Source organism: Qipengyuania nanhaisediminis, assembly GCF_900115585.1.
GTDB classification, from domain to species: Bacteria; Pseudomonadota; Alphaproteobacteria; order Sphingomonadales; family Sphingomonadaceae; genus Qipengyuania; species Qipengyuania nanhaisediminis.
Map to the genome: position 1 here is coordinate 569792 of NZ_FOWZ01000001.1, position 24086 is coordinate 593877.

Genomic DNA, 24086 nt, shown 5'->3' on the forward strand with positions numbered 1-24086 from the left:
GCGCTGCGTCCGGAATTAGTGGGCGTGGGCGAGCTCGGGGGCTCGGCGGATTTCTTCGAGAACATGGGGGGCTGTCTCCAGGAAGGTGCGCGGATTGACCGCCTTGTTGTTGATCCGGACCTCAAAATGGAGGTGGGGACCGGTGGAGCGACCCGTGCTGCCGATCGCGCCGATGGTGTCGCCTGCGCCGACCTGCTGGCCGACCTTGGCGTTGAAGCGCGACATATGCGCATAGCGTGTCATCAGGCCATTGCCGTGGGTGATCTCGACCGTGTTGCCGTAACCGCCCTTGCGGCCGACGAAGGTGATGCGGCCCTTGGCGGCAGCATAGATCGGGGTGCCAGTCGCGCCGCGGAAATCGAGGCCGTTATGCATCGCTGCGCGGCCGTTGAAGGGATCGCGGCGATAGCCGAAGCCCGACGAGATCAGGTCCTTGCGGGCCGGGGCGAACTGGGGGACGCCTTCAAGTGCCTGTTCGAGAGCGGCCATGCGCTCCATCGACAGGCCGAGGCGCTCGAAGCGCGGATCGATCGAGCCGTCGGCGGCAGTGGCCAGGCCGTCGAGCGGACCACCCATCGCCTGGTTACGGCTGGTGCGGATCACCTGCGCCGGGTTGAGGTCGAGCTTCTTGAGCGCTTCTGCGGCGCGCTGCGCACGCCAGTCAGCATAGCGGGTCAGTCCTTCGACTACGGCAAGCTGGCGGGCTTCGATGCGGGCGAGCTTGGCGGCTTCGGGGAACGCGGCGGAAACCTTTTCGACCGTGGCGGCGGCTTCACCGGTCGAATCGGATACGGCCGTGTCCACCTTGAGATCTTCGGGGAGCAGTTCTGCGACGCCTTCAATGAATTCCATCCGGCGGTCGAGATCGTCGCTCACCGCGTCGAGATCTTCGCTATAGGCGGCGAAACGTTCTTCCTGGGTGGCGACCTTGGCTTCGCGATCGAGCAGGAGGTCGCGATCTGCGGAGGCGCGGTACTGCGCCCAGCCGGCAATTGCCATCGACAGCGCCCACACCAGAAGGACCGTGACGGCCACTGCCGCTGCGGTCATCTGTACGCGCGATGAAATGGTGATGAAGCGAACCTGGCCTTCGGAGCGCATGAAAAATTCGCGATCCGGAAACCAGCTCTTGATACGGGCAATGCGCCCGCCGCTTGCGATGTCTTTATCCAAAACGACCCGTCCCTTGGTCTTTGACCCTTGTTTGAGATCGCTAACAAAGGTTCCCGGGAAAATCGAATAAACCCTTACCGGAATCCACGAGTCGATGATTTGGCGGGACGAGTCGTTTCATCGACGCGAAATTTCCGATCAAAACCGGGAACCAAAGATTAAGTCGGTGTTTACCACGCGGCGCATGATTCGGTCCGATTCTGGCGCGCTGACAAGCATTTGCCGCAGTGCTAGGCGGTGGGAATGACGTACCGCGCGAATGGACGGCGAATCGGCCTGTTGGGCGGGAGTTTCAATCCCGCGCATGGCGGCCACAGGCGCATATCGCTTTTCGCGCGCGAGGCGCTGGGACTGGACGAAGTCTGGTGGCTGGTTTCTCCCGGTAATCCCCTCAAACCCAAGGAGGGCATGGCTCCGTTAGCCGCTCGCCTTTCCTCGGCGATGGAGCAGGCCCGCCGCGCGCCGATCCGCGCGACCGCAATCGAACGCGAGCTGGGGACGCGGTTTACCGTCGATACGCTGGGCGCGATCCAGCGGCGTTATCCCAAGCACGATTTCGTGTGGCTCATGGGGTCCGATAACCTTGCCCAGTTCCATCGCTGGCGCGACTGGCGGGGGATCGCGCGAAGGATGCCGATTGCGGTCATCGCGCGGCCCGGCTATGATGGTGCCGCTATCGCAAGCCCCGCGATGGCCTGGCTGGGGCGCTTTCGTGTTCCTCTCGCCAGCTTTGCTAATGGGGGCGAATGGAGCGCACCGGCACTGGTGACATTGCGTTTCGATCCCGACCCGCGTTCGGCCACGGCAATCCGCCGCGCCGATCCCGACTGGGCATCACGCCACGCCGGTAAAACCCTTCGAGACCAGGTGACTCATCGTCCGATCCCGTCACGGGAGGAAACAACTGCGCCATGATGCGCGTTGCCTTTCCCATGATACCCACGGTCTCTTCGACCCCCGCATTCAGGAGTACGATGCACGCCTATGACACAGGCGCATACCAACCCGGCCAGTTCCGGGACCGACACGGCGAAGGTGGTTCGCATGGCTGATGCCAAGGACGATCCGCTGCTTTCGCTCGTGCTCAAGCAACTCGACGACGACCAGGCGCAGGAGATCGTTACCATCGATCTCGAAGGGAAGACCTCGATTGCCGATCACATGGTGATCGCTTCGGGCCGCTCTACCCGCCAGGTGGCTTCGATGGCTCAAAAGCTTGCCGAAACGGTCAAGAAAGAGGGCTTCGGCCCGGTGAAACTCGAAGGCCTTCCGGCAGCGGACTGGGTCCTGATCGACGCCGGTGACGTCGTGGTGCACCTCTTCCGCCCCGAAGTCCGCAGCTTCTACAATCTGGAGCGCATGTGGGCGTTCGGTGATGCGCCACCGGTAGCCGGCATGGCGTAATCGTCTTGCGCTCGCGCGTCCGCGCGAGCGTCCTCGGTGCCATTCCTCCGCTTCGCTGCGGGCACCTGCGGGCGGGCAGTCGCCCTCTGACTGCCGTGACTCCGGCCAGGTGAGACCACGGGTTCGTGCTTTGCTTCTCCATATTATCGCTCGTGGAAAGATTGCCCGCTCGCCGGAGGCGGAGCTCGTGGCACGGTATGAGAAACGGCTGACATGGCCGGTGAAACTTACCGAGTTGCCCGAGACCGGCGGGCGGATCCCGGAGCCGCAATCGCCCTATAAAACCGTGCTCCTGGACGAGCGCGGCAAGGATATTTCGTCCGAGAAGCTGGCCGCAACTCTCGAGCGCTGGCGCGATGATGGCATGCGTGAATGTCGCTTCGTTCTGGGCGCGGCAGACGGACATTCGGAGCAAGAGCGAGGCGAAGCGGACCTCCTGCTCGCCTTCGGCAAGGCGACCTGGCCGCACCTTCTGGCGCGAGCGATGCTCGCCGAACAATTGTACCGCGCGACGACGATCATCGCCGGTCACCCCTATCATCGCAGTGGGTGATGGGGCAGTAATGGCGTCATGATCCGCGCCGCAGCCATTTCCACGGCCCTGTTGATTGCCCTTGTCCTCGCCTTGCCGGGGACCGCATCGCCCGGTGGCGCAAGCGCTGCGGCCGCCCTTGGTGCGAGCGGCGCGCGCGAGGCGCTCGAGGCAGCGCGCCAGCAGCAACGCAATGCCCGTGCGCGGGCAGAGCGGCTCGAGCAGAGGGCGAGCCGTTTGCAGGAAAGTGCAGGCAAGGCGCAAAGCGAGGCGGCCGCGCTTGCTGCGCGCGTCCAGCAATCCGAAGCTGCCATTGCCGCGTCGGAGGCGGAACTGGCCCTGCTCAACATTCAGAAACAGAACCTCGATCGCCAGCTCTCGCGGAAGCGGGAACCGCTCATGCGGCTCACTGCGGCTCTGCAGACCATGGCACGCCGCCCCCTGGCCCTGGCGGCACTCCAGCCTGGCTCGCTGGAAGATCTGGTGCACACAAGGGCTGCCCTGTCGGCCGCAATCCCGATCGTGAAAGAGCGGACATCCGGCCTGCGATCCGAACTCGATCTCGCGCGCGATGTCGAGACGCGACAGCTGCAAACACTCGAAAGCCTGCGAGCGGCCGAAGCCAGCCTCGATTCGCGCAGGCGCAATATGCTCGCCCTTGCGGAGAAAGAGCGGTTGCAAGCCCAGCGCGCCGCTGGCGGCGCTTCGCGAGAGGCCGAACGCGCCCTGTTCCTCGCAGAAGAGGCCCGGGACCTCGACAGCCTGGTAGGCGACCTTGAGGCGGCGGCCGCGATGCGAAGCCGCCTGGCTGCACTGCCCGGGCCGGTGCTGCGGCCGGGAAGCGCGCCTGCAGCAACCTCGCCCATTGCTGCGGCCACACCTCGGCCTCTGCCGAGCTCAACCGCTGCTCCGGATCGCTATATCCTGCCTGTCGGGGGCCGCGTCGTGACCGGCTTCGGTGATCCCGATGCGAGCGGCGAGCGCAGTTCCGGTCTGGCGATGGCGGCGCGGCCCCGCGCGCAGGTCGTTGCTCCCGGCGAGGGGCGTGTCGTGTTCGCCGGACCATACCGGGGCTTCGGCGCAATCGCGATTATCGAACACGCCAATGGCTGGACCAGCCTCATTACGGGGATGTCACGCGTATCGGTGGCGGTCGGGCAGTCGGTCACGGCAGGCTCTCCGCTCGGACAAGCCGGCCCTGCAGGATCGCAAGTGGCGCTCGAGGTTCGCAGGGATGGCGAACCGGTCAATCCGCTCGACCTTCTACGCTAGGCGGTCGGTCGAAAAACCGTTCCCTTGCGGGACAGCTTGCGGCTCATCTTTCATTCACGCCGCGTGCGCTATACAATGCGCATACGTTTGAAGGATATTGCCGATGAAATTCGCCGTCTTGGCCCGTTCCGCAGCCCTTGTGACCGCAGTCGCGCTGGTCCCCGCAACGACGGCCGGGCTGGCCCGCGTCGAAGGCAGCGCAGGGCCCGAGTTCGGTAAGCTCTTCTCGGTCTACCAGCGGATCAAGGCGAGCTATGTCGAGCCGGTTGAGGATGATGTCCTTATCAACGGCGCAATCGACGGCATGCTGGCAGCGCTCGATCCGCATTCCGGCTATCTCGACGGATCGGACCTCCAGCGCCTCGAAACGATGATCGACGGCAACTACTCCGGCCTTGGCCTCTCGGTCGTCGGTGAAGATGGTGCAGTGAAAGTTATCTCGCCCTTTCGCGGCAGCCCGGCCGATGAAGCAGGCGTCAAGGCAGGCGATTACATCACGCACCTCGACGGCGAACTGATTTATGGCCTCGAACTCGATGAAGCCGTCGCGCGCATGCGCGGCAAGGCAGGCACTTCGATCCGCCTTACCGTGTTCCGCCCCGGCCGTGACGAGCCTTTCGAAGTCGACGTGACGCGCGGCCTGATCGAACTGGAACCTGTGACCTGGAAGCTGGAGAAGAATTCCATCGGTCACATCATGATCAACGAGTTCTCCCGCGATGTCGGCAGCGATGTCTTCGCCGCGTGGAAGGACTTGCAGAAGCAGGCCACGGGCCGCCTGACCGGCCTCGTGCTGGACCTGCGCTCCAACCCGGGCGGATCGCTCGATGAGGCTGTCGCGCTGTCCGACCTGTTCCTGACCGACGGGCAGATCGTATCCCAGCGCGGCAGGGCGCGCGGCGAATCGATCAGCTACGAAGCGGAAACCGTGTTCCGGGGCGACATCGCAGAAGGCCTACCGATCGTCGTCCTGATCGATGCAGGCTCCGCTTCCGCCAGCGAAATCGTGGCAGGCGCGCTGCAGGACCATCGCCGTGCGGTGGTCATGGGCGAGCGCAGCTTCGGCAAGGGCAGTGTGCAGTCGCTCCTGCCCCTAGGCCGCGATGCCGCGCTGAAGCTGACGACGGCGCGTTATTACACGCCTTCGGGCCACTCGGTGCAGGAAGGCGGTATCAAGCCTGACATCACTGTGCCGCAGCTGTCCGATCCGGACCTTGCAAAGCGCAACCGCTTCCTGATGCGCGAAAGCGATCTTCGCGGGCATCTCGTCAACGAGCTTGGCCTCAAGGACGAGGACATGGAGGCGGACAAGCGCCAGGATCCGCGCTTCCAGATGACGGCTGCGGAGCTTGAGGAGCAGGGCATCGAGGATTTCCAGCTCCACTATGCACTGCAAACGCTCAGCCGCACGTCCCCGAGCTCGGTTGCCGCGCGCCGCAAGTAGGGCTAGCACCCGCCCGCTATGACCGAGACCCCCTCGATGCAGCTGGCCCAGCGGCTGGCCCTTGCACTTCCTGCCGCGCTCTTGGCGGGCGCGTATATCTCGCAATACGGTTTCGGCCTCTATCCGTGCGAAATGTGCTGGTGGCAGCGCTGGCCCCACTTCGCCGCGCTGGCACTCGCGCTGCTGTCGTTCTTTGTGCCGAACAAGAAGCTGCTCGTCGCGCTGGCGGCCGGCGGCATCCTCACATCTGGCGCCATCGGGTTCTTTCACGCCGGTGTGGAATACGATTTGTGGGAAGGAATCACCTCCTGTGCCGCTGCCCCGCTACCCGGTGACGGGCAGAGCGCGCTCGATGCCATCATGAACGCCCCGCTGGTGCGCTGCGACGAAGCGCCCTGGACGCTGTTCGGTATCAGCCTTGCGGGCTTCAACTTCCTCTTGTCCACCCTGGGCGGGCTCACCATCTTGCGCCTGTTGGCAAAGGACAAGGCAGTATGACCAAGACCCCCGACCACATCGCCCGCATGATCCGCGTCGATCAGGCCGGAGAGTTCGGCGCCACGCGGATTTACGCGGGACAGCTTGCCGTCATGGGCGATCGCGGACCGCATTCGGCGGAAATCGCGGGGATGGCCGAGCAGGAAGCCGATCACCGGGCCAAGTTCGATGCGCTTATGGCTCGCCGGGGCGTGCGCCCGACAGCGCTGCAGCCGTTCTGGGATCGCGCCGGCTTCGCCTTGGGCGCAGTAACGGCGATGATCGGGCCGGAAGCGGCCATGGCCTGCACTGCTGCGGTCGAAACCGAGATCGACAAGCACTATTCCGACCAGCTCGACCAGCTGGAAGAAACCGGCGAGGATCCGGAGCTTGCCGCGATGATCGAACAATTTCGCGAAGACGAACGCGAACACCGCGATGCGGCGCTTGCCGCGGGGGCCGAGCGTGCGCCCGCCTATCCGGTCCTCTCGGGCCTCATCCGCCTCGGATGCCGCGCCGCCATCCGCATTTCCGAGCGTATCTAGCGGGACGGGAACCGGGCCGCGCGCCCGTTCGCTTCATTGACAGTTCACGCATGCGCGCGCTTAGTCACGGGCGCACACAATTCACGAGGTTGACCATGTCCAAGCCGCTTCTCGCTTTTGCCGCAATCGCTGGCGCAACGCTCGGCGCTCCGGCGATCGCCCAGGTGCCGGTGGACACGGGTGACGACCGCTACAACATGGTGATCGTCTACGGCGAAGACGAATGCCCGCCGAGCGAGGGTGACGTAATCGTCGTCTGCGCGCGCAAGGCCGAGGCGGAACGCTATCGCATCCCCGAAGCGCTGCGCTATTCGAAGAGCCCGGCCAACCAGAGCTGGGCCGACCGCGTCGAAAGCTTCGAAATGGTCGGTGCCTCGGGCATCATGTCCTGCACCCCAACCGGCCCGGCAAACTTCACCGGTTGTACCGAGCAATTCATCGACCAGGCCTATGAAGAAAAGCGCGAAGGCTCTGCCGTGCGCTTCTCGGAAATCATCGCGGCCCAGCGCGCGGAGCGCCTTTCGACGATCGACGAAGATGCCGAAGCGCAGCAGCGCGATGTCGAAATGATCGAGCGCGAATATATGGAGCGCCTCGCCCGCGAGCGCGGCGAACCGCTGCCGGGCGATGAAGAGGCGCTGCCCCAGCCCGAGGCGACCGTTGTTGCCGGCGATGCCGAGACCGACGAGCAGCCCGAATAAGGTCTATGGCCCGTTAACCAATTGCGGTTACAGCGCAGCGCCATGACCGCGCGCCCCAAAATCCTCACCGTCTTCGGCACCAGGCCCGAAGCGATCAAGCTTTTCCCGCTTGTCCACGCCTTGCAGGCGGACGAGCGCTTTGAAAGCCGCGTCTGCGTCTCTGCGCAGCACCGCGGGATGCTCGACCAGGTGCTCGATATCGCAGGGGTGTCGCCCGACCACGATCTCGACCTGATGACGCCGGGCCAGACCCTCGACGAGCTCACCGCCCGCGCGCTTACAGGCATCGGCAAGGTGCTCGACGAAGAGCAGCCCGACTGGGTGGTGGTGCAAGGCGATACGACAACTGTCATGGCAGGCGCGATCGCTGCCTATTACCGCAAGATCCCTGTCTGCCATGTGGAGGCGGGGCTCAGGAGCGGGAATATCCATCATCCTTGGCCCGAAGAGGTCAATCGCAGGGTCGTGGGCACCTTCGCTGCGCTACACTGCGCGCCGACTGAAACCAGCGCTGCAGCCCTGCTCAAGGAAAACGTCGATCCTGCCAGCGTTCACGTTACGGGGAATACGGTGATCGACGCGCTCAAATGGGTGACCGCGCGCATCGAACAGGAGCCTTCGCTTGCCTCGGGCCTTGCCGATCTCGAGGCGCGTTTTGCGGGCAAGCGCATCATCGGGATGACCAGCCACCGCCGCGAAAACTTTGGCGACGGGATGCAGAGTATAGCCAATGCGGTTAGGATTATTGCATCGCGTGATGATGTTGCGGTTATTTTCCCCGTCCATCTCAACCCGAATGTGCGCGCCGTGATGAACGAGCAGCTTGCAGGGCTCGACAATGTCGCGCTGATCGAACCGCTGGATTATCCGCATTTCGCGCGCCTTCTCGATATCAGCCATCTCATGCTCACCGATAGCGGCGGCGTGCAGGAAGAAGCGCCCGCCCTCGGCAAGCCGGTCCTGGTCATGCGCGAGACGACCGAACGCCCCGAGGGCGTGGAGGCGGGTACGGCAAAACTGGTGGGCACTGATGCCGACACCATCGTGCGCGAGACCTTGGGCTTGCTCGACGACGATGATGCCTATGCCGCCATGGCACGAGCACACAATCCGTTCGGGGATGGACACTCTTCACAGCGCATCTGCGACCTGCTGGCGAAAGCCTGACTTAGCGTTACTGGTAAATTTACCCTCGTCGGCTAGGCAGGCGGGGAATTTGGGACGGGAATCACAGTTACAATGCGCGGCGACATCAAACCGGAAGTCTGTGTCATCGGACTTGGCTATATCGGCCTGCCCACGGCGGCGATCATCGCGCGGGCGGGTTGCCCCGTTCACGGCGTGGACGTGACGCAGAATGTCGTCGACACGATCAATCGCGGCGAGATCCATATCGAGGAAGTCGACCTTGATGGCCTGGTGCAGGCGGTGGTCCAGCGCGGCCTGCTCAAGGCCTCCACCGAAGTCGCCCCGGCCGACGTCTTCGTCATCGCCGTGCCCACGCCCTTCGCCAAGGACGGCAACCACACGCCGGATACGTCCTATGTCATGGCTGCGGCGAAGAACGTGGCGAAGGTCCTCAAGAAGGGCGACGTGGTGATCCTCGAATCAACCTCGCCCGTCGGCACGACGGAGGCCATGCGCGATGCGATGGCGGCCGAACGGCCCGATCTCGCCATGCCCGGTCTGACGGACGGACAGCCCGACGTCAGCCTCGCCTATTGCCCGGAGCGCGTGCTGCCGGGCAAGATCCTGGAAGAGCTGACGCATAACGATCGCTCGATCGGCGGCATCACCCCGCGCTGTGCTCGCAAGGCGCTCGCCTTTTACAAGCGCTTCGTAAAAGGCGAATGCGTCACCACCGATGCGCGCAGCGCGGAAATGACCAAGCTGGTCGAAAACAGCTTCCGCGACGTGAATATCGCCTTTGCCAACGAGCTTTCGATGATCGCCGACAAGCAGGGCCTCGACGTGTGGGAAGTGATCCGACTCGCCAACCGGCACCCGCGCGTGAACATCCTCACCCCCGGCCCCGGTGTGGGCGGGCACTGCATCGCGGTCGATCCGTGGTTCATCGTCCACGGCGCGCCCGAAGAAGCAAAGATCATTCGCCAGGCGCGCGAGACCAATGACGCGAAAATGCATCACGTCCTCGCCCGCGCGAAGTCACTGGTAGAGGCGCACCCGGGCGCGAAAATCGCCTGTCTCGGCCTCGCCTTCAAGGCGAATATCGACGATTTTCGGGAAAGCCCGGCGCGCTATGTGGCAGCCAGCCTCGCGCGCGAATTCGGCGAGCGCGTGCAGGTGGTGGAGCCTTATGCGGGCGAGCTGCCGAAGGAATTCGACGGGACGGGTGCCGAGCTGGTCGATATCGACACGGCGCTCGAGGAAAGCGATGTCCTCATCACGCTGGTCGACCACGATGTCTTCAAGGTGATCCCGCCCGAAGAACGGCAGGGCAAGGCCGTCTACGACACGCGCGGCATCTGGCCCGACGTCGCCTGACCTACTTGTCGAGCGCGATATCCGGCGCGTCTTCCTGCTTCATGCCGACGACGTGATAGCCGGCATCGACATGGTGCGTCTCGCCGGTCACGCCCGATGACAAGTCGGACAGGAAATAGAGGCCCGATCCGCCCACGTCCTCGATCGTGACATTGCGACGCAGGGGCGAATTGTACTCGTTCCACTTCAGGATGTAGCGGAAGTCGCCGATGCCGCTGGCCGCCAGCGTCTTGATCGGTCCGGCGCTGATCGCGTTGACGCGAATGTTTTCCGGGCCGAGGTCGTTGGCAAGGTACTGCACGCTGGTTTCCAGCGCCGCCTTGGCCACGCCCATCACGTTGTAATGCGGGATGACCTTTTCCGCCCCGTAATAGGTCAGCGTCAATATGCTGCCGCCATTGGGCATCATCTCGCGCGCGCGCTTGGCCACCGCGACCAGCGAGTAGGCTGAGATGTTCATCGTCATCAGGAAATTGTCGAGACTGGTGTCGACATATTTTCCGCGAAGTTCGCTCTTGTCGGAGAAACCGATCGCGTGGACGACGAAGTCGATCGTGTCCCACCGCTCTTTCAGCGTGTCGAACGCGCTGTCGAGCGCATCCATGTCGGAAACGTCGCATTCGAAAGTGAAGTCGCTGCCGAGTTGTTCGGCGAGCGGGCCGACGCGCTTCTTCAGAGCCTCGCCCTGGTAGGAAAACGCCAGTTCCGCGCCTTCTTCGCGCAGCCTCTTGGCGATGCCCCATGCCAGCGACTTGTCGTTGGCGAGACCCATGATCAGTCCGCGCTTGCCCTGCATCAGTGAGCCCATAGCTGCCTTCCTTCCTTCGATCTTCAATCCGTCTGCGCGGCCGTGTCTGCTTCGCCGTCTTCGCCCAGTTCTTCTTCCTCGGGCGTTTCGGCAAGCGCCGCATTCAATTCCGCGCCGATAACCACACCAAGCCCGACAAGCCAGAAAAAGAACAGCGCGATCATGATCCCGGCAAGGCTGCCGTAAGTCAGGTTGTAGGTGAAGAAGCTGCGCAGAACGATGGGCATCAGCGTCGTGACGAGGATCCACCACAAGGTAGTGAACAGCACACCCGGCCACTTTGGATAGCGACGGTGGCGATAATGCGACGGGGTGAGCGAATAGAAGATCATGTACAGCGAGCCGAACAGGCCGATTGCGGGAAGGATGCGCGAAATCCTGAGGTCGGTGATGTAGCTGACGAGCTGCGGGAAATAGGCCTCGATCACTTGCTGCGCCGCACCGATGACGACCTGTGCGAGCAGCGAAAGCATCAGCAGCAGGACGGCGCCGATGATCACGCCGGTCGAAAATATCCGGTACTTCCAGAAGGCCTTGGTCATCTTGGTCCCATAGGCCCGGCGCAGGATATCGCGGATGGTCTCGACAAGACTGCCGACGGTCCACAGGGCCACAAGGGCACCGGCCCACAGCAGCCAGCCGCTACGCGCCTCGATCACGTCGCGCGCGACCGGTTCGATCACATTGCCGACCATGGGGGGAAGGGCGACAAGGACAGCGTTGATCGTTGCCGCCCGCTCCGCCTCTTCGCCGAAAAGCGAGAATATCGCTGCGCCCAGGATGAAGAAGGGGAAGATCGACAGCATCGCCAGGTAGGCGAGATTTCCCGCGTGGATGAAGCCGTCGTTGAACGTGCCGACGGCGGTGCGCTTCAGGACCTGGAAGAAATAGGTACCGGGACCGACCCGCTTGGCCACACGGCCGCGCAGGGTGACCGCCTCCTGCCGCCTCGCTTCCGGAGAGAGCGACCGTACCTCGCGCTCTTCAGGCTGCGGAAGCGGATGATGTACCAAAGGCCCTATACCCCGAGTTTGCTCCGTGGGTCGCTTTCGTCCTTCCACCCATCGAGACGCTTGGCAAGTTCGCCGAGGTCGCCGGGAAGCTGGATTTCGAGCGTCACGAGCTGGTCGCCGCGGCTGCCGTCCTTCTTGGAAAAACCCTTGCCCTTCAGGCGCAGGACCGATCCGCCACTGGTGCCGGCCTTGATGGTCATCATGACCGGACCATCGACCGTGGGCACGCGGACCTTGGCGCCGTTCACCGCTTCATCGAGCGTTATCGGCAGGTCGAAGCGCACATCGTCGCCCTCGCGCTTGTAGAGCTTGTGCCGGTCGATGCGGATCGTGACGAGCCCGTCACCCGCGCCGCCCGGACCCTGTTCACCCTTGCCCTTGAGGCGCATCTGCGTGCCGTCCTCGACACCCTTGGGGAGCTTCAGGTCGATGGTTTTACCGTCGGCCAGTGTGATGCGCTGGTCCTTGAGCGAGGCCGCATCGGTGAAGGGGACGCGCAGGGTATAGGCTATGTCGGCGCCCTTGGGCGGTGGCGCACGGCGCCCGCCGAACGGGTCGCCGCGACCGCGCGAGCTTGCACGACCGCCGCCGAACAAGCCTTCGAAAATGTCGCCCAGATCGACGTTTTCCTGGCTGAAGCCCTGGAAGTCCTCGGGCCGGAAGCCGCGCTGGCCACCCGGGTGGCCGCCACCGCCGAACCCGCCGCCCATGCCGCCGAACGGATTGGTCGGATTGCCCTCGGCATCGATCTCGCCCCGGTCGAACTGGGCTCGCTTGTCCTTGTCCGACAGCAGGTCGTAGGCGTTGGTCACTTCGCTGAAGCGCTCGGCCGCCTTGGGGTTGTCCTTGTTGCGATCGGGATGAAGCTCCTTGGCGAGCTTGCGATATGCGCTCTTGATATCCTTTTCGGATGCAGAGCGCGGGACGCCAAGGGTGGAATAGGGATCGGCCATAGCGTGTTAGCTAGGTGCAACACGTTGTCCGCGCAAGCGGAGAGGCTTTCCTACGGACGAAGCGGGATATAGGGAACGCGTCATGCACCGCTTCAACCATCCTCATCCCCGCGAAGTTCCGCCATTCTGCGGCCAAACGCGCGGGCAAGGTTTTTTGCCCCAGGACTGTGTTCCACCCGTTCCACTCTGTAGGACTGCCCGATGAGCGATAGCGAAAGCGCGATTCCCGTCACCGATCCGTTCACCCTGTTCGAAGAATGGTTCGGAGAGGCGAAGGCGAGCGAGCCGAACGATCCCAATGCCATGGCGCTCGCCACGGCCAGTGAAAGCGGCATGCCCTCGGTGCGCATGGTGCTGCTGAAAGGGCATGGCACGCATTGGGGTGAGGGCGGCGGCTTCGTGTTCTACACCAATGCCCAAAGCCGCAAGGGCGAGGAAATCCGTGCCAATATGCAGGCGTCGCTCCTCTTCCACTGGAAAAGCCTGCGCCGCCAGATCCGTATCGAGGGACCGTTACAGGAAGTGAGCAGCGAACAGGCCGATGCCTATTTCCATTCGCGACCGCGCGTCTCGCAGATCGGTTCGGCGGCCTCCGACCAGTCGCGGCCGCTGCCCGACCGGCAAGTATATCTCGACCGTGTGGCGGCCCTGGAAGAACGCTATCCGGAGGGCGACATCCCGCGCCCGCCGCATTGGACCGGCTTCCTGCTGACGCCGACCGCGGTCGAGTTCTGGCAGGACCGCCAGTACCGCCTGCATGACCGCCGCCGCTTCACGCGGACAGCGCCGACCGATGGCTGGTCCAACACGTTGCTCTATCCATGAGCACCGATCGCGCCCGCCTCGCACGCTCTGCCGCGCTCGCTTCGATCAGCGTTGCCGTCATCCTCGTTTCGCTCAAGACCTGGGCGACTTGGAAAACCGGTTCGACGGCCATGCTCGGCAGTCTTGCCGATTCCGCGCTCGACCTTATCGCCAGCCTCGCCACGCTGACCGGCGTGTGGATCGCTTCGCAGCCGGCGGACGAAGACCATCGCTTCGGCCACGGCAAGGCAGAGGCGCTGGCCGCGATTTTCCAGGTCATGCTTATATCCCTGTCGGCGTTCGGCATCGCGACCCGCGCCATCCTGCGATTTGCGGAGGGCCAGCAAACCGAGGCCGCGGCCGAGGGCATTGGCGTGTCGCTGGTCGCGATCGTGCTGACCTTCGCGCTGCTCGGCTGGCAACGCTACGTGATGAACCGGACGCGGAGCCTGGCGATCCAGACCGACCACCTGCATTACAAGTCCGATCTCTTCCTCAACCTTGCAGTGATTGCGGCCCTGGTGCTCGACCAGTTCGTGGGGTTGCGGGGTGCGGACCCCGCCTTCGGTCTCGCCATCGCGGCGTGGCTGGCCTGGGGCGCCTTCAACGCCGCGCGGGATGCGGTGGACGATCTGATGGACCGCGAATGGCCCGAGGAAAAACGCCTCGCCTTCGTCGAGGCCGCTGCAAAACATCCCGAGCTATCGAACCTGCACGACCTGCGCACTCGCACCAGCGGGCACCGCGATTTCGTGCAGTTCCATGTCGACCTGCCCGGCACCATGACGGTTGAGGAAGCGCACGACATCATCGAGCGGGTCGAGGAGGACTTGTGCGGCCAGTTCCCCGATATGGAGCTGCTGATCCACATCGATCCCGAAGGCCATGTCGATGAACCCGACAACCCGCTGGTCGAGGAAAACGAATTCGATCGTCTGGGAGGCGAGAAGTGACAGCACTCGAATACTGGCATGTCGACGCGTTTGCGGATGCCGCATTCAAGGGGAACCAGGCGGCCGTGATGCCGCTGGAGGCTTGGCTCGACGATGATGTCCTCCAGGCCATCGGGGAAGAGAACAACTTCGCCGAGACCGCCTTTGTCATTCCCGATACGAGCGGGCAGGCGGATTACGAGTTGCGCTGGTTCACACCGACGGAGGAAGTGCGCCTGTGCGGCCATGCGACGCTGGCGAGCGGACATGTGCTGCTTTCGAAGAGCGGCGAGGACCGCGTTACCTTTCGCACGCGCAAGGCCGGGCTGCTGGAAGTGCGCAAGAGCAGTGCGGGCTATGAACTCGGCCTACCGCTGATCCCCACAGAGCGCGGGTCTTGGGATGATGCCGTGTCGCTGCTGGGTGCACAGCCGCAGGAAGTCTGGCTCAATCCCGAAGGTTACGGCGTCTACCTTTACGAGAGTGAAGACGAAGTGCGCGCGATCGAGCCCGATATGCGCGGATTGAAGGCGCTCGGGAATGACCAGTTCATCTGCACGGCACGCGGAAGCGATACCGATGTCGTGAGCCGTGTCTTCGTTCCAGGCGGCGGCGTCGATGAGGACAGTTTCACCGGGTCGGCCCATGCCGCGCTGACGTGGTTCTGGACCGAAAAGCTCGGCCGCGACAGCTTCACGGCCTTCCAGGCCTCGCAGCGCGGCGGCCATGCGACCTGTCGCCGCGAGGGCGATCAGGCCTGGCTGTCGGGCGACTGCGTGACCGTGGTGAAGGGCGAGTTCTACCTGCCCTCGGCGGGATAGAGCTCGATAATATCGGCCAGCTGCTGAAGCATGGCCTTGCGTTCGGCAGCGTCGGAATGACCAAGGCGCACCACGGTCAGCCCCTGTTCGGGCGAGACGAAAACATACTGCCCCATGTGTCCGATCATTGCGAAAGCGCTTTGCGGTGCGCGGTTGGGGAACAGCGGGTGTTCGTCCTCGCCATTGGGCCGGTTGAGCCAGGTCTGCAGTCCGTAGTGCGGCGAGGCGGGGCTGGACTTCACCATCTCGTCCACCCAGCTGCGCGGCACCAGTTGCTCGCCGCGATGCGAGCCCTTGCGGCGCAGGAGCTCGCCCAGCTTCGCCCAGTCGCGGGCGTCGGCATGCATCAGGCTACCGCCGATCAGCGTGCCGGCACGGTCGAATTCCAGAACCATGGAATCCATCCCGAGCGGATCGAACAGGCGGGCGTGGAGATAATCGCTCACTGCGCGGCGCCGCTCGTCGGGATCGCTACTTTCCGTAAGCGCGCGAGCGGCAATGTCGGCTAGGATAACAGTGGTGTTCGAGGAATATTCGAACCTCTCGCCCGGCTCGGCTTCCGGCGGCTGGGCGGTCGCGAAACCGGCCATGTCGTCGCGTTCTTCTAGAAAGAGCATACGCACTTCGCTGCTCTCGTAAGGCGGGTCGCCGGCCTCCGTATGCTCGAGGCCCGAGCGCATCTGGAGCAGGTGACGCAGCGTGATGTCAGCGCGCGGATCGCCGCTCCGTTGCCAGCGCGGGACGGGGGCGGGCGCATCGAGGCGCAGCAGGCCGTCGCCGACCAATTGGCCGATCAGCATGGCAGTCACGGTCTTCGCCATGGACCAGCTGACGAAACGCGTGTCGGCATCGTAATCCTCGCCATACCGCTCGGCCGCGATCTGGCCGTCGTGCATGACGACGAGCGCGCGGGTATCGCCAAGCCCTTCCATCTCGAACAAATCGTCGATTTCACGGGCCAGCGCCTTGCGCGGCGCGCCTGCATTGTCCGTCACGGCGGCCATCGCTTCTTCGCTCAGCGGCGGCTCTTCCGCGGGTCCGGGGCCTCCGCAAGACGCGAGGCTTGTAGTGGCAAGGACAAGGGCGATAAGGGAGCGCGACCGCAGAATCATACGCACGCACTCGCACGGGGAAACCGCTCTCGCAATGGCGAAAAATCGCTCAATTTTTTCCAGCCGCTGGCTGTGGCTCCTGATCCTCGTCGCGGTTCTGGCGGGCGCGTTGTGGCTGGCCTGGGGCGACAGCGTGAGGCGCACGGCCGAGGCCGGCACGGCCTATGGCGCACGCGTGGCGTGTTCATGCCGCTTCGTTGCCGGACGCAGCCTTACGGACTGCGCGAAGGACAAGCTGGAAGGCATGGAATTCGTGATGCTGAGCGAGAATACGGATTCGATGACCGTGACGGCCAGCGTGCCGCTCATCGCTTCCGATACGGCGACCTACCGTGAAGGTTACGGCTGCATCCTCAAGGAATGGGACCGCTGATTACGCCGTGAGGCGTTCGGTCTCGTCGATCCAGCCGCCGCCGACGACCCTTTCACCTGCATAAATAACGGCCGCCTGTCCGGGCGCCACACCGAACTCGGGCTGCGCAAAACGTATTCTCGTTTTCGCGCCTTCGCCGAAAGGCCCCTCGATCGTCACCGGAACCGGCTTTGCCATGCTGCGCACCTTGGCCGTCAGACCTGCATCCGGCACCGGGCCGATGCGGTTCGTCTCGATGACGGTCGCGCTCGACACGGCGAGCATCCGCTTCGGGCCGACGAGTACGCGGGCGGCTTCCGCATCGATGCCCACGACATAAAGCGGTTCCGGCTGGCCGCCGATATCGAGGCCGCGGCGCTGGCCGACGGTATAATGGATGACGCCCTGATGCTTGCCAAGAACGTCGCCTGTCGCCGCGTGGACGATATCTCCGGCAGCCGAACCCTCGGGACGCATCTTCTTGACGATCTTTGCATAGTCGCCATCGGGCACGAAGCAGATGTCCTGGCTGTCGGGCTTGGCCGCATTGCGCAGGCCGGCCGCTTCGGCCAGCTCGCGCACTTCCGCTTTCGGCAATCCGCCAAGCGGGAAGCGGAGATAGTCCAGCTGGTCCTGCGTCGTTGCATAAAGGAAATAGGACTGGTCGCGCGCAGGATCGACTGCGCGGTGTAGCTCGCTTCCGGCGGGCCCCATGACGCGGTGGACGTAATGTCCGGTGGCGAGGCAGTCCGCGCCGAGCTCGCGAGCCATGGCAAACAGGTCTGTGAACTTCGGGCCCATGTTGCAACGGATGCACGGCACCGGCGTGCGCCCGGCAAGATACTCGTCCGCAAATGCCTCGACCACGTCCTCGCGAAAGGCGCTTTCGTGATCGTAGACGTAATGCGCAATGCCGAGGCGATCGGCGACGGCGCGCGCATCGGCGATATCGTCGCCCGCGCAGCATGCGCCCTTGCGCCCTGTGGCTGCGCCGTAATCGTAAAGCTGGAGGGTAATGCCGATGACCTCGGCGCCGCTCTTTGCAGCGAGCGCGGCCACGACCGATGAATCGACGCCGCCCGACATCGCCACGACGATGCGGCATTCGCTGGCCGGACGAGGCAGGTCGAAAAGATCGGCCGCAGCGGCCGGTTCGAGAAGGCGGGATTCGGGCATGGCGCGCCCCATACACGCCCTTGCGCTGCATCTCCACCATTTACGGTTTCGCGCCGGAACCGATGCTTCACAGTCTCTTTACCATAGCGCGCTATTCAGGATGGCATGTTTGAGGGGCACATCAATCGGAAGGCTTTCGTCGACGGACGTGAAAGCGAGGTTTTGCAGCGGTTTCGCTGGACCGAGCTGGTCGCGCGCCTCGAGGCGACTCGCGAACTGCGGACCGAACTCGCCAAGGGTTCGGTCGGTGGCTTCGAGGCCTTCGGCGAAGTCCGGCGCGAAAACTGCGAGAATGGTAAAAGCGCCATTAACCACACTGATTTAGTGCATGGCAAAGTAGCCGGGCTAAACCCTTCTCGAGCCGCAAATGGTGCGGTGCATGGCGACAAAGAGAAATAGATGATCGAGAACCAGGACATCCGCCCTGCACAGGTAATCGGCCCGCTTGGCGAGCCGCTGACCTTGAAGGACCTTCCTTCGCCCAAGACGAAGCGCTGGGTCGTGCGTCGCAAGGCCGAGGTCGTGGCTGCCGTCAACGGCGGTCTGCTGACCATCGACGAGGTGCTCGAACGTTACGGGCTGACGCTGGAAGAATTCGCGTCATGGCAGCGGGCGGTCGACCGTTCCGGCATGCAGGGCCTGCGCGTGACCCGCATCCAGCATTATCGCGACCTGTACGAGCGCCAGTTCAAGTACTGATCGGTTCCGACAGCGGGAACCAATCCCGAAACCATTCGCTTTCCGATTATCCCCGCTCCGCCATGCGGTGTGGGGTTCTTCCGTCATTTTGCCTCTTTCGAGGGGAGGGCGACGGCAAATAACAGGAGGAAGTTCAATGGGTTGGATTATCGCACTTATCGTCGGTGGTATTGCCGGCTGGCTCGCAAGTCTCGTCATGAACCGTGATGCCTCGATGGGCATTTTCTGGAACATCGTCGTCGGTTGCATAGGCTCGGTCCTCGGTAACCTGATCGCCGGCCCGCTGCTCGGCGTCCAGGGAAGCGTCCAGGAATTCTCGCTGACCGGCCTCATCATTGCCGTTGTCGGCGCAGTCGTCCTGCTCGGCATCGCCAATCTCGTCCAGCGTGGCCGGGTCCGGTAACGCCGAACGTCTAGAGAAATAGTATTTGGGGCGGCGGGGCAACTCGCCGCCCTTTTTAGTGCCCGTTCGTCAGGCAGGGTCGCACCTTCATAGAGTGCGCCATTGCTCTCATCGAAGCACGCTCGTAGGGCGGAAACGCGCAGTCTTGCGCATTGTGATTTACTCGACTAATACAGTGATCGAGTAACAAGGTTGTGACGGCCGGGGCGAACGAATGAATTACGAGACCGAAATCAAATCCGACCTTGGTGATGCCTCGGACGTGAAGTTCGCAGAGCAGGGCGGTTTCGCACGCTTCACCACCGGCAAGGCCCGCTGGGTGATTGCTGCGATCCTCATCCTGGCCGCAATCATCGGCGGATACATGCTGATGTCGGGCGGCGAGACTGCTGCCGACGACAATCGCGATGCACAGGCGCCCTCGATCAGCGTCATCGCGCCTGGTCGCACGACTGTGACCGGTGAAATTACTGCGACAGGTACGCTTGCCGCGCGCCGGGAAATGCCGGTTGGTGTCGTCGGCGAGGGTGGCCGGGTCATCTCCGTGCCGGTCGAGCAGGGTAGCTGGGTGCGACAGGGCCAGGTCCTTGCCGTCATCGACCGCTCCGTCCAGACACAGCAGGCGCAAAGCGCTGCTGCCCAGATCCAGGTCGCCCAGGCCGATGCCAATCTGGCGCAGGCAAATCTCGACCGCGCCTTGCAGCTGGTCGAGCGCGGCTTCGTGTCCAAGGCCGATGTCGACCGCCTGACCGCCACCCGCGATGCAGCAGCCGCACGTGTCCGTGTAGCCCAGGCATCCCTGCGCGAACTTCAGGCTCGCAATGCACGTCTGAATATCGTCGCGCCGAGCGCCGGGCTGGTCCTCGAACGCAATGTCGAGCCGGGCCAGACCGTCAGCGGTGGCTCCCCGCCGCTTTTCCTGATCGCCAAGGGCGGTGAGATGGAAATGCTTGCGCGATTGAGCGAAGCGGACCTCGCGCGCCTTTCGCCCGGTGAATCCGCCGAAGTCACCCCTTCGGGTTCCGACAAGTCCTTCTCGGGCCAGATCTGGCAGCTTGCGCCGACTATCGATGCGCAGGACCGCCAGGGCACCGCCCGCATAGCGCTTCCTTACGCACCCGAATTGCGTCCCGGCGGCTTCGCTACCGCAACGATTTCGAGCGGGACGCTCGTCGCGCCCATCCTGCCCGAAAGCGCCGTCCTGTCCGATCGCGAGGGCGACTATGTCTTCGTCATCGATGGCGAGAACAAGGCCGTGCGCCGCAGCGTTACCACCGGTGAGGTTACCTCGCGCGGCATCGTCATCTCGGAAGGCCTGACGGGTTCGGAAAAGGTCGTTCTGCGGGCCGGTGGCTTCCTGACCGAAGGCGAAACGGTGGTGCCGGACCTGGTCAAGCTGGGCGGGGAATAAGCGCGTGAATTTCCGCAATATCTCTGCATGGTCGATCCGCAATCCAGTCATTCCCCTGGTTGCTTTCACGGCCCTCCTGCTGGCGGGCCTGATCAGCTTTGCCCGCATGGACGTGGTGAACAATCCGGACATCGAATTTCCTGCGGTCAACGTCACCATCTCGCAGCCCGGTGCAGCGCCGACCGAGATCGAGAACCAGATCACCCAGCGCGTGGAATCGGCAGTGCGCTCGATCAACGGGGTGGCTTCGCTCAATTCGACGGCCCGCGAGGGCAGCTCGAATACGTTCATAGAATTCGAGATCGGTACCGATCCGAACGATGCGGTTGCAGAAGTAAAGAACGCGGTCGACCAGATTCGCGGCAGTCTGCCAGACGGTATCCTTGAGCCCCGGATCACCAAGGAAGAGATTTCCGGCGGTTTCCTAGCCATCTACGCCGTCGAAGCCGACGACATGACCATCGAAGGCCTCAGCTGGTTCATCGACGATACGGTCGCGAAGCAACTGCTCGGCATCGAAGGCATGGCGGAGGTTAATCGCTTCGGCGGCGTCAACCGCGAGATTGAGGTCATTCTCGACCTTCCGCGTATGCAAGCGCTCGGCGTAACGGCCAGCCAGATCAACAGTGTCCTGCGTCAGAATAATCTCGATGCAGCCGGCGGAATGGCCGAGGTCGGCGGCACGCGTCAGTCGGTTCGCGTTCTCGGCAATAATGCCAGCGCATTCGAGCTTGGCGAGCGTCAGATCCAGCTCGGCGGTGGCCGCACGGTGAAGCTCTCGGATGTGGCGACTGTACGTGACGGCTTTTCGGAACGGACTTCGATCAGCAAGGTGCGCAACAAGGAAGTCGTCAACTTCGCAATGTCCCGTGCCAAAGGAGCGTCGGACGTCACCGTGTTCGAGGAAGCTCTCGTCCAGATCGAAGAGATCGAGGCCGCCAACCCGGGCGTGAAATTCATACCTCTTTTCAACACGGTCAAATACACGAAGAACCAGTACGACAGTGCCATGGCAGCCATGATCGAGGGCGCGATCCTGGCAGTTGTTGTCGTCTTCTTCTTCCTGCGTGACTGGCGTGCCACGGCGATTTCCGCGGTTGCGATTCCGCTCTCCGCCATTCCCACGTTCTGGTTCATGGACCTGCTCGGGTTCAACTTGAACCAGTTGTCATTGCTTGCCTTGGCGCTCGTGGCCGGGGTCTTGGTCGATGACGCGATCGTCGAGATCGAAAACATCGTGCGACATATGCGCATGGGTAAGAGCGCCTATCAGGCATCGATCGACGCCGCCGACGAGATCGGCCTACCGGTCGTAGCGACCAGCTTCTGCATCGTCGCGGTCTTCTTCCCGGTCGGCGCCATGCCGGGGATTTCGGGCCAGTTCTTCAAGAACTTCGGCTTCACCGTAGTGGTTGCCGTGCTCATGTCCCTTGCCGTGGCGCGAATGATCACGCCGATGCTTGCCGCCTACTTCCTGAAGGCGCAGGGCCAGCAATCGCACGGCGAAGGTCCGATGATGGACCGCTATATGGATGTGCTGCGCTGGTCGCTCAACCGGGGCAAGATGTACGCGGCGCGTGACGGAATAGAGAGCCCGCGCCGCCGCTGGCTCTACGTCATCGGTCTGCTGGGCGTTGTGCTGGTAACACTGGTGCTTTCTGCCGCAGCGACCTTTGCGGTCTCGGGCATGTTGACGGGGCTAGAGCTCGTAGAGTCAGTCGTCGGATCAGATGACGGCTTTTTTGCCGGCCTCGTTTCACGCCTTATCGAGTTGCTTCAGCTCGTGGCCTCCCTCGCCGCCGGTTTTCTCGCTATTCTGGCCTTGTTTGCGGCCATAGGCGTGGTCGTGCGCTTCTGCGGCCAGAACATCCGTAATGGCTGGCAATACATGCGCGCGCGCTTCCTCGATCATCGTATCTGGATGCTGGGCGTCGGTTATTTCTCGCTGCTGTTGACCATCCTCCTGTTCTCGATAACTCCGGCCCAGTTCCAGCCTGTCATCGACGACGAGAATAGCCGCGTCGAAATCGAAATGGTGCCAGGCACCACGCTCGAAACGACAGAGCGGGTCGTCGATCAGGTCGCCGACATTCTCTACGAGCAGCAGGAAGTCGAGCTCGCGCTGGAGCGCGTGCGCGAAGGGCAGGCAACGCTTTATGTGACGCTTCGTCCGGACCGTGAACGGACCTCGATCGAATTCGAGCGCGCAATCGCTCCTGTCTTCGCACAAATCCCCGATGCCCGCGTGCGCTTCGCATCGCAATCGGGTGGCTTCGGTTCCGGCCGCGACATGACGGTCATGCTCGCCGGTTCGGATCCCGATTTGCTGAACGAGACCGCGGCTACGCTGGTCGAACAGATGAAGGGTATCGATTCGCTCGTTGCCCCCCGCATCAGCGCCGACATCAACCGGCCGGAAATCCTGATTACGCCGCGCGATAATATCGCTGCCGAGCTCGGTGTTTCCACCGTCGCGCTTAGCCAGACGATCCGTATCGCGACCATGGGCGAAATCGAACAGAACGCAGCCAAGTTCTCGCTCTCCGATCGTCAGATCCCGATCAGGGTGAAGTTGCCCGAGCAATCGCGCGAGAACCTCGACACGATCAAGAACCTTCCGGTCCCGACGGCGTCGGGCGGCTCGGTGCCCCTGTCTCGCGTCGCCGAAGTATCCTTCGGTTCCGGGCCCACGGCCATTCAGCGCTATAACCAGAACCGCCGTGTGCTGGTCGGCGCCGATCTCGCCCAGGGCGTCGTCAAGGGTGAGGCACAGCAGGAAATCGACCAGTTGCCGATCCTGCAGGACTTGCCGCAAGGCGTCATTCGCGACGTGGTGGGCGAGGACGAATGGCAGCAGGAACTGATTTCCAGCCTGCTCATCGCGATCATGTCGGGCGTGCTGCTGGTCTTCGCCGTGCTCGTCCTGCTGTACAAGCGCCTGATGAGCCCGCTGGTGAATATGACGTCTCTTGCGCTGGCTCCGCTCGGCGGCATCCTGCTTGTCTGGATGTTTGGCCAGCCGCAGTCCATGCCGGTCTACATCGGCATCCTTTTGTTGCTGGGCATCGTATCGAAGAACTCCATCCTGCTGATCGACTTCGCTATCGAAGAGATGGATCGCGGCACTCGCAAGCTGCACGCAATCATCGATGCGGGTCACAAACGCGCCCAGCCGATTGTGATGACCACTGTCGCCATGACCGCGGGCATGGTGCCCACGGCGCTGTCGGGTGTGCTTGGCTCGGGCGATGGCGCCTGGCGTGCCCCGATGGGCACCATGGTCATCGGCGGCCTCATCCTGTCCACCCTCCTGACGCTGCTGATCGTCCCGGCGGGCTTCAGTCTCGCCGACGGTTTCGAAAAGCGCGCGGGACCATGGATGCGCAGGCGCTTCCTGACCTATCGCCCTGGCGATGACGGCAAGCCTGTCTCCGGTAACGCCCACGGAGAAGCCGGGATCGATCCGGCCGAGTGATCGTCGCCTGATTATGGCGGATGGACTAACTCCCCTTTCCGGAGCAACGGCGGGACAGATACCACCGGACCGTG

The 24086-nt window shown here is 63.4% G+C and carries 25 protein-coding genes; 19 read left to right on the forward strand and 6 right to left on the reverse strand.

The annotated features are described in order from the left end of the window. Positions 1-15: 15 nt before the first annotated feature. Entirely contained in the window at positions 16-1101 is a 1086-nt protein-coding gene (locus tag BM173_RS02920; protein WP_090478423.1) for a M23 family metallopeptidase, read from the reverse strand. Between the two features lie 315 nt (positions 1102-1416). On the opposite strand from BM173_RS02920, the gene BM173_RS02925 reads away from it, so the two are divergent. The 10 genes from BM173_RS02925 (at position 1417) to wecC (ending at position 10053) form a co-directional block, all read left to right on the forward strand. Beyond that, positions 1417-2088, forward strand: a complete 672-nt coding sequence (locus tag BM173_RS02925) for a nicotinate-nucleotide adenylyltransferase (RefSeq protein ID WP_090477128.1) — start codon at positions 1417-1419, stop codon at positions 2086-2088. A 69-nt stretch (positions 2089-2157) separates the two neighbouring features. Beyond that, positions 2158-2577: a ribosome silencing factor gene (gene rsfS / locus BM173_RS02930; protein WP_090477129.1), complete on the forward strand. Its 420-nt coding sequence runs from the start codon at positions 2158-2160 to the stop codon at positions 2575-2577. Positions 2578-2707: 130 nt separating this feature from the next. Then, positions 2708-3130 carry a 23S rRNA (pseudouridine(1915)-N(3))-methyltransferase RlmH gene (locus BM173_RS02935; RefSeq protein WP_090477131.1) on the forward strand — a complete coding sequence of 141 codons (423 nt, stop codon included), beginning with the start codon at positions 2708-2710 and terminating at the stop codon, positions 3128-3130. An 18-nt stretch (positions 3131-3148) separates the two neighbouring features. After that, a complete protein-coding gene (locus tag BM173_RS02940; protein WP_090477133.1) occupies positions 3149-4381 on the forward strand; it encodes a murein hydrolase activator EnvC family protein in 1233 nt (410 codons plus the stop codon). Positions 4382-4484: 103 nt separating this feature from the next. After that, positions 4485-5825, forward strand: a complete 1341-nt coding sequence (locus BM173_RS02945; RefSeq protein WP_090477134.1) for a S41 family peptidase — start codon at positions 4485-4487, stop codon at positions 5823-5825. A gap of 18 nt (positions 5826-5843) precedes the next feature. Beyond that, on the forward strand, positions 5844-6323 hold the full coding sequence (locus BM173_RS02950) for a disulfide bond formation protein B (RefSeq protein WP_090477136.1): 480 nt from the start codon (positions 5844-5846) through the stop codon (positions 6321-6323). Continuing rightward, positions 6320-6847: a demethoxyubiquinone hydroxylase family protein gene (locus tag BM173_RS02955; protein WP_090477139.1), complete on the forward strand. Its 528-nt coding sequence runs from the start codon at positions 6320-6322 to the stop codon at positions 6845-6847. The genes BM173_RS02950 and BM173_RS02955 overlap by 4 nt, the downstream gene beginning before the upstream one ends. 95 nt (positions 6848-6942) lie before the next feature. Beyond that, positions 6943-7548 (forward strand): hypothetical protein, encoded by a 606-nt coding sequence (locus BM173_RS02960; RefSeq protein WP_090477141.1) that lies wholly within the window; start codon positions 6943-6945, stop codon positions 7546-7548. Positions 7549-7590: 42 nt separating this feature from the next. Next, positions 7591-8715: a non-hydrolyzing UDP-N-acetylglucosamine 2-epimerase gene (gene wecB / locus BM173_RS02965; RefSeq protein ID WP_090477143.1), complete on the forward strand. Its 1125-nt coding sequence runs from the start codon at positions 7591-7593 to the stop codon at positions 8713-8715. Positions 8716-8787: 72 nt separating this feature from the next. Next, positions 8788-10053 (forward strand): UDP-N-acetyl-D-mannosamine dehydrogenase, encoded by a 1266-nt coding sequence (wecC, locus tag BM173_RS02970; protein ID WP_090477144.1) that lies wholly within the window; start codon positions 8788-8790, stop codon positions 10051-10053. A gap of 1 nt (position 10054) precedes the next feature. Here the strand turns inward: wecC and fabI are convergent, their stop codons facing one another. Genes fabI through BM173_RS02985 form a run of 3 tightly spaced genes read right to left on the reverse strand, consistent with a single transcriptional unit; the run spans position 10055 to position 12827 of the window. Further along, positions 10055-10861, reverse strand: a complete 807-nt coding sequence (gene fabI / locus BM173_RS02975; RefSeq protein ID WP_090477146.1) for an enoyl-ACP reductase FabI — start codon at positions 10859-10861, stop codon at positions 10055-10057. 23 nt (positions 10862-10884) lie between these two features. After that, the gene (locus tag BM173_RS02980) at positions 10885-11874 is read right to left on the reverse strand and encodes a YihY/virulence factor BrkB family protein (RefSeq protein ID WP_090477147.1); all 990 of its coding nucleotides are present in this window, start codon (positions 11872-11874) and stop codon (positions 10885-10887) included. Between the two features lie 5 nt (positions 11875-11879). Further along, positions 11880-12827: a DnaJ C-terminal domain-containing protein gene (locus BM173_RS02985; RefSeq protein ID WP_090477149.1), complete on the reverse strand. Its 948-nt coding sequence runs from the start codon at positions 12825-12827 to the stop codon at positions 11880-11882. Positions 12828-13028: 201 nt separating this feature from the next. Between BM173_RS02985 and pdxH the strand changes: the two genes are divergently transcribed. From pdxH to BM173_RS03000, 3 genes are read left to right on the forward strand one after another with little or no spacing between them, the layout of a single operon-like run. Beyond that, the gene (gene pdxH / locus BM173_RS02990) at positions 13029-13652 is read left to right on the forward strand and encodes a pyridoxamine 5'-phosphate oxidase (protein WP_090477151.1); all 624 of its coding nucleotides are present in this window, start codon (positions 13029-13031) and stop codon (positions 13650-13652) included. Next, a complete protein-coding gene (locus BM173_RS02995) occupies positions 13649-14584 on the forward strand; it encodes a cation diffusion facilitator family transporter (protein WP_090477153.1) in 936 nt (311 codons plus the stop codon). The genes pdxH and BM173_RS02995 overlap by 4 nt, the downstream gene beginning before the upstream one ends. Continuing rightward, positions 14581-15384, forward strand: a complete 804-nt coding sequence (locus BM173_RS03000) for a PhzF family phenazine biosynthesis protein (protein WP_090477155.1) — start codon at positions 14581-14583, stop codon at positions 15382-15384. Before BM173_RS02995 ends, BM173_RS03000 begins: the two co-directional genes overlap by 4 nt. On the opposite strand, the gene BM173_RS03005 is transcribed toward BM173_RS03000, so the two are convergent. Beyond that, positions 15363-16496 carry a serine hydrolase domain-containing protein gene (locus BM173_RS03005; RefSeq protein WP_090477156.1) on the reverse strand — a complete coding sequence of 378 codons (1134 nt, stop codon included), beginning with the start codon at positions 16494-16496 and terminating at the stop codon, positions 15363-15365. The genes BM173_RS03000 and BM173_RS03005 overlap by 22 nt on opposite strands. Before the next feature lie 34 nt (positions 16497-16530). Here BM173_RS03005 and BM173_RS03010 point away from each other — a divergent pair, with 34 nt between their 5' ends. Next, a complete protein-coding gene (locus tag BM173_RS03010) occupies positions 16531-16869 on the forward strand; it encodes a hypothetical protein (protein WP_090477158.1) in 339 nt (112 codons plus the stop codon). On the opposite strand, the gene mnmA is transcribed toward BM173_RS03010, so the two are convergent. Beyond that, complete coding sequence (gene mnmA, locus BM173_RS03015) at positions 16870-18024, reverse strand: tRNA 2-thiouridine(34) synthase MnmA (RefSeq protein WP_090478427.1); 1155 nt, start codon at positions 18022-18024, stop codon at positions 16870-16872. It lies immediately after the preceding gene. Between the two features lie 105 nt (positions 18025-18129). Between mnmA and BM173_RS14380 the strand changes: the two genes are divergently transcribed. From BM173_RS14380 to BM173_RS03040, 5 genes are all read left to right on the forward strand, one after another. After that, on the forward strand, positions 18130-18423 hold the full coding sequence (locus tag BM173_RS14380; RefSeq protein ID WP_143089552.1) for a hypothetical protein: 294 nt from the start codon (positions 18130-18132) through the stop codon (positions 18421-18423). Beyond that, positions 18424-18723 (forward strand): CtrA inhibitor SciP, encoded by a 300-nt coding sequence (sciP, locus tag BM173_RS03025; protein WP_090477161.1) that lies wholly within the window; start codon positions 18424-18426, stop codon positions 18721-18723. A 136-nt stretch (positions 18724-18859) separates the two neighbouring features. Next, entirely contained in the window at positions 18860-19126 is a 267-nt protein-coding gene (locus BM173_RS03030) for a GlsB/YeaQ/YmgE family stress response membrane protein (RefSeq protein ID WP_090477163.1), read from the forward strand. Positions 19127-19340: 214 nt separating this feature from the next. Continuing rightward, positions 19341-20537 (forward strand): efflux RND transporter periplasmic adaptor subunit, encoded by a 1197-nt coding sequence (locus BM173_RS03035; RefSeq protein WP_090477165.1) that lies wholly within the window; start codon positions 19341-19343, stop codon positions 20535-20537. A 4-nt stretch (positions 20538-20541) separates the two neighbouring features. Further along, positions 20542-24012, forward strand: coding sequence for an efflux RND transporter permease subunit (locus BM173_RS03040; protein WP_090477167.1), 3471 nt, complete (start codon positions 20542-20544; stop codon positions 24010-24012). Positions 24013-24086: the final 74 nt, after the last annotated feature.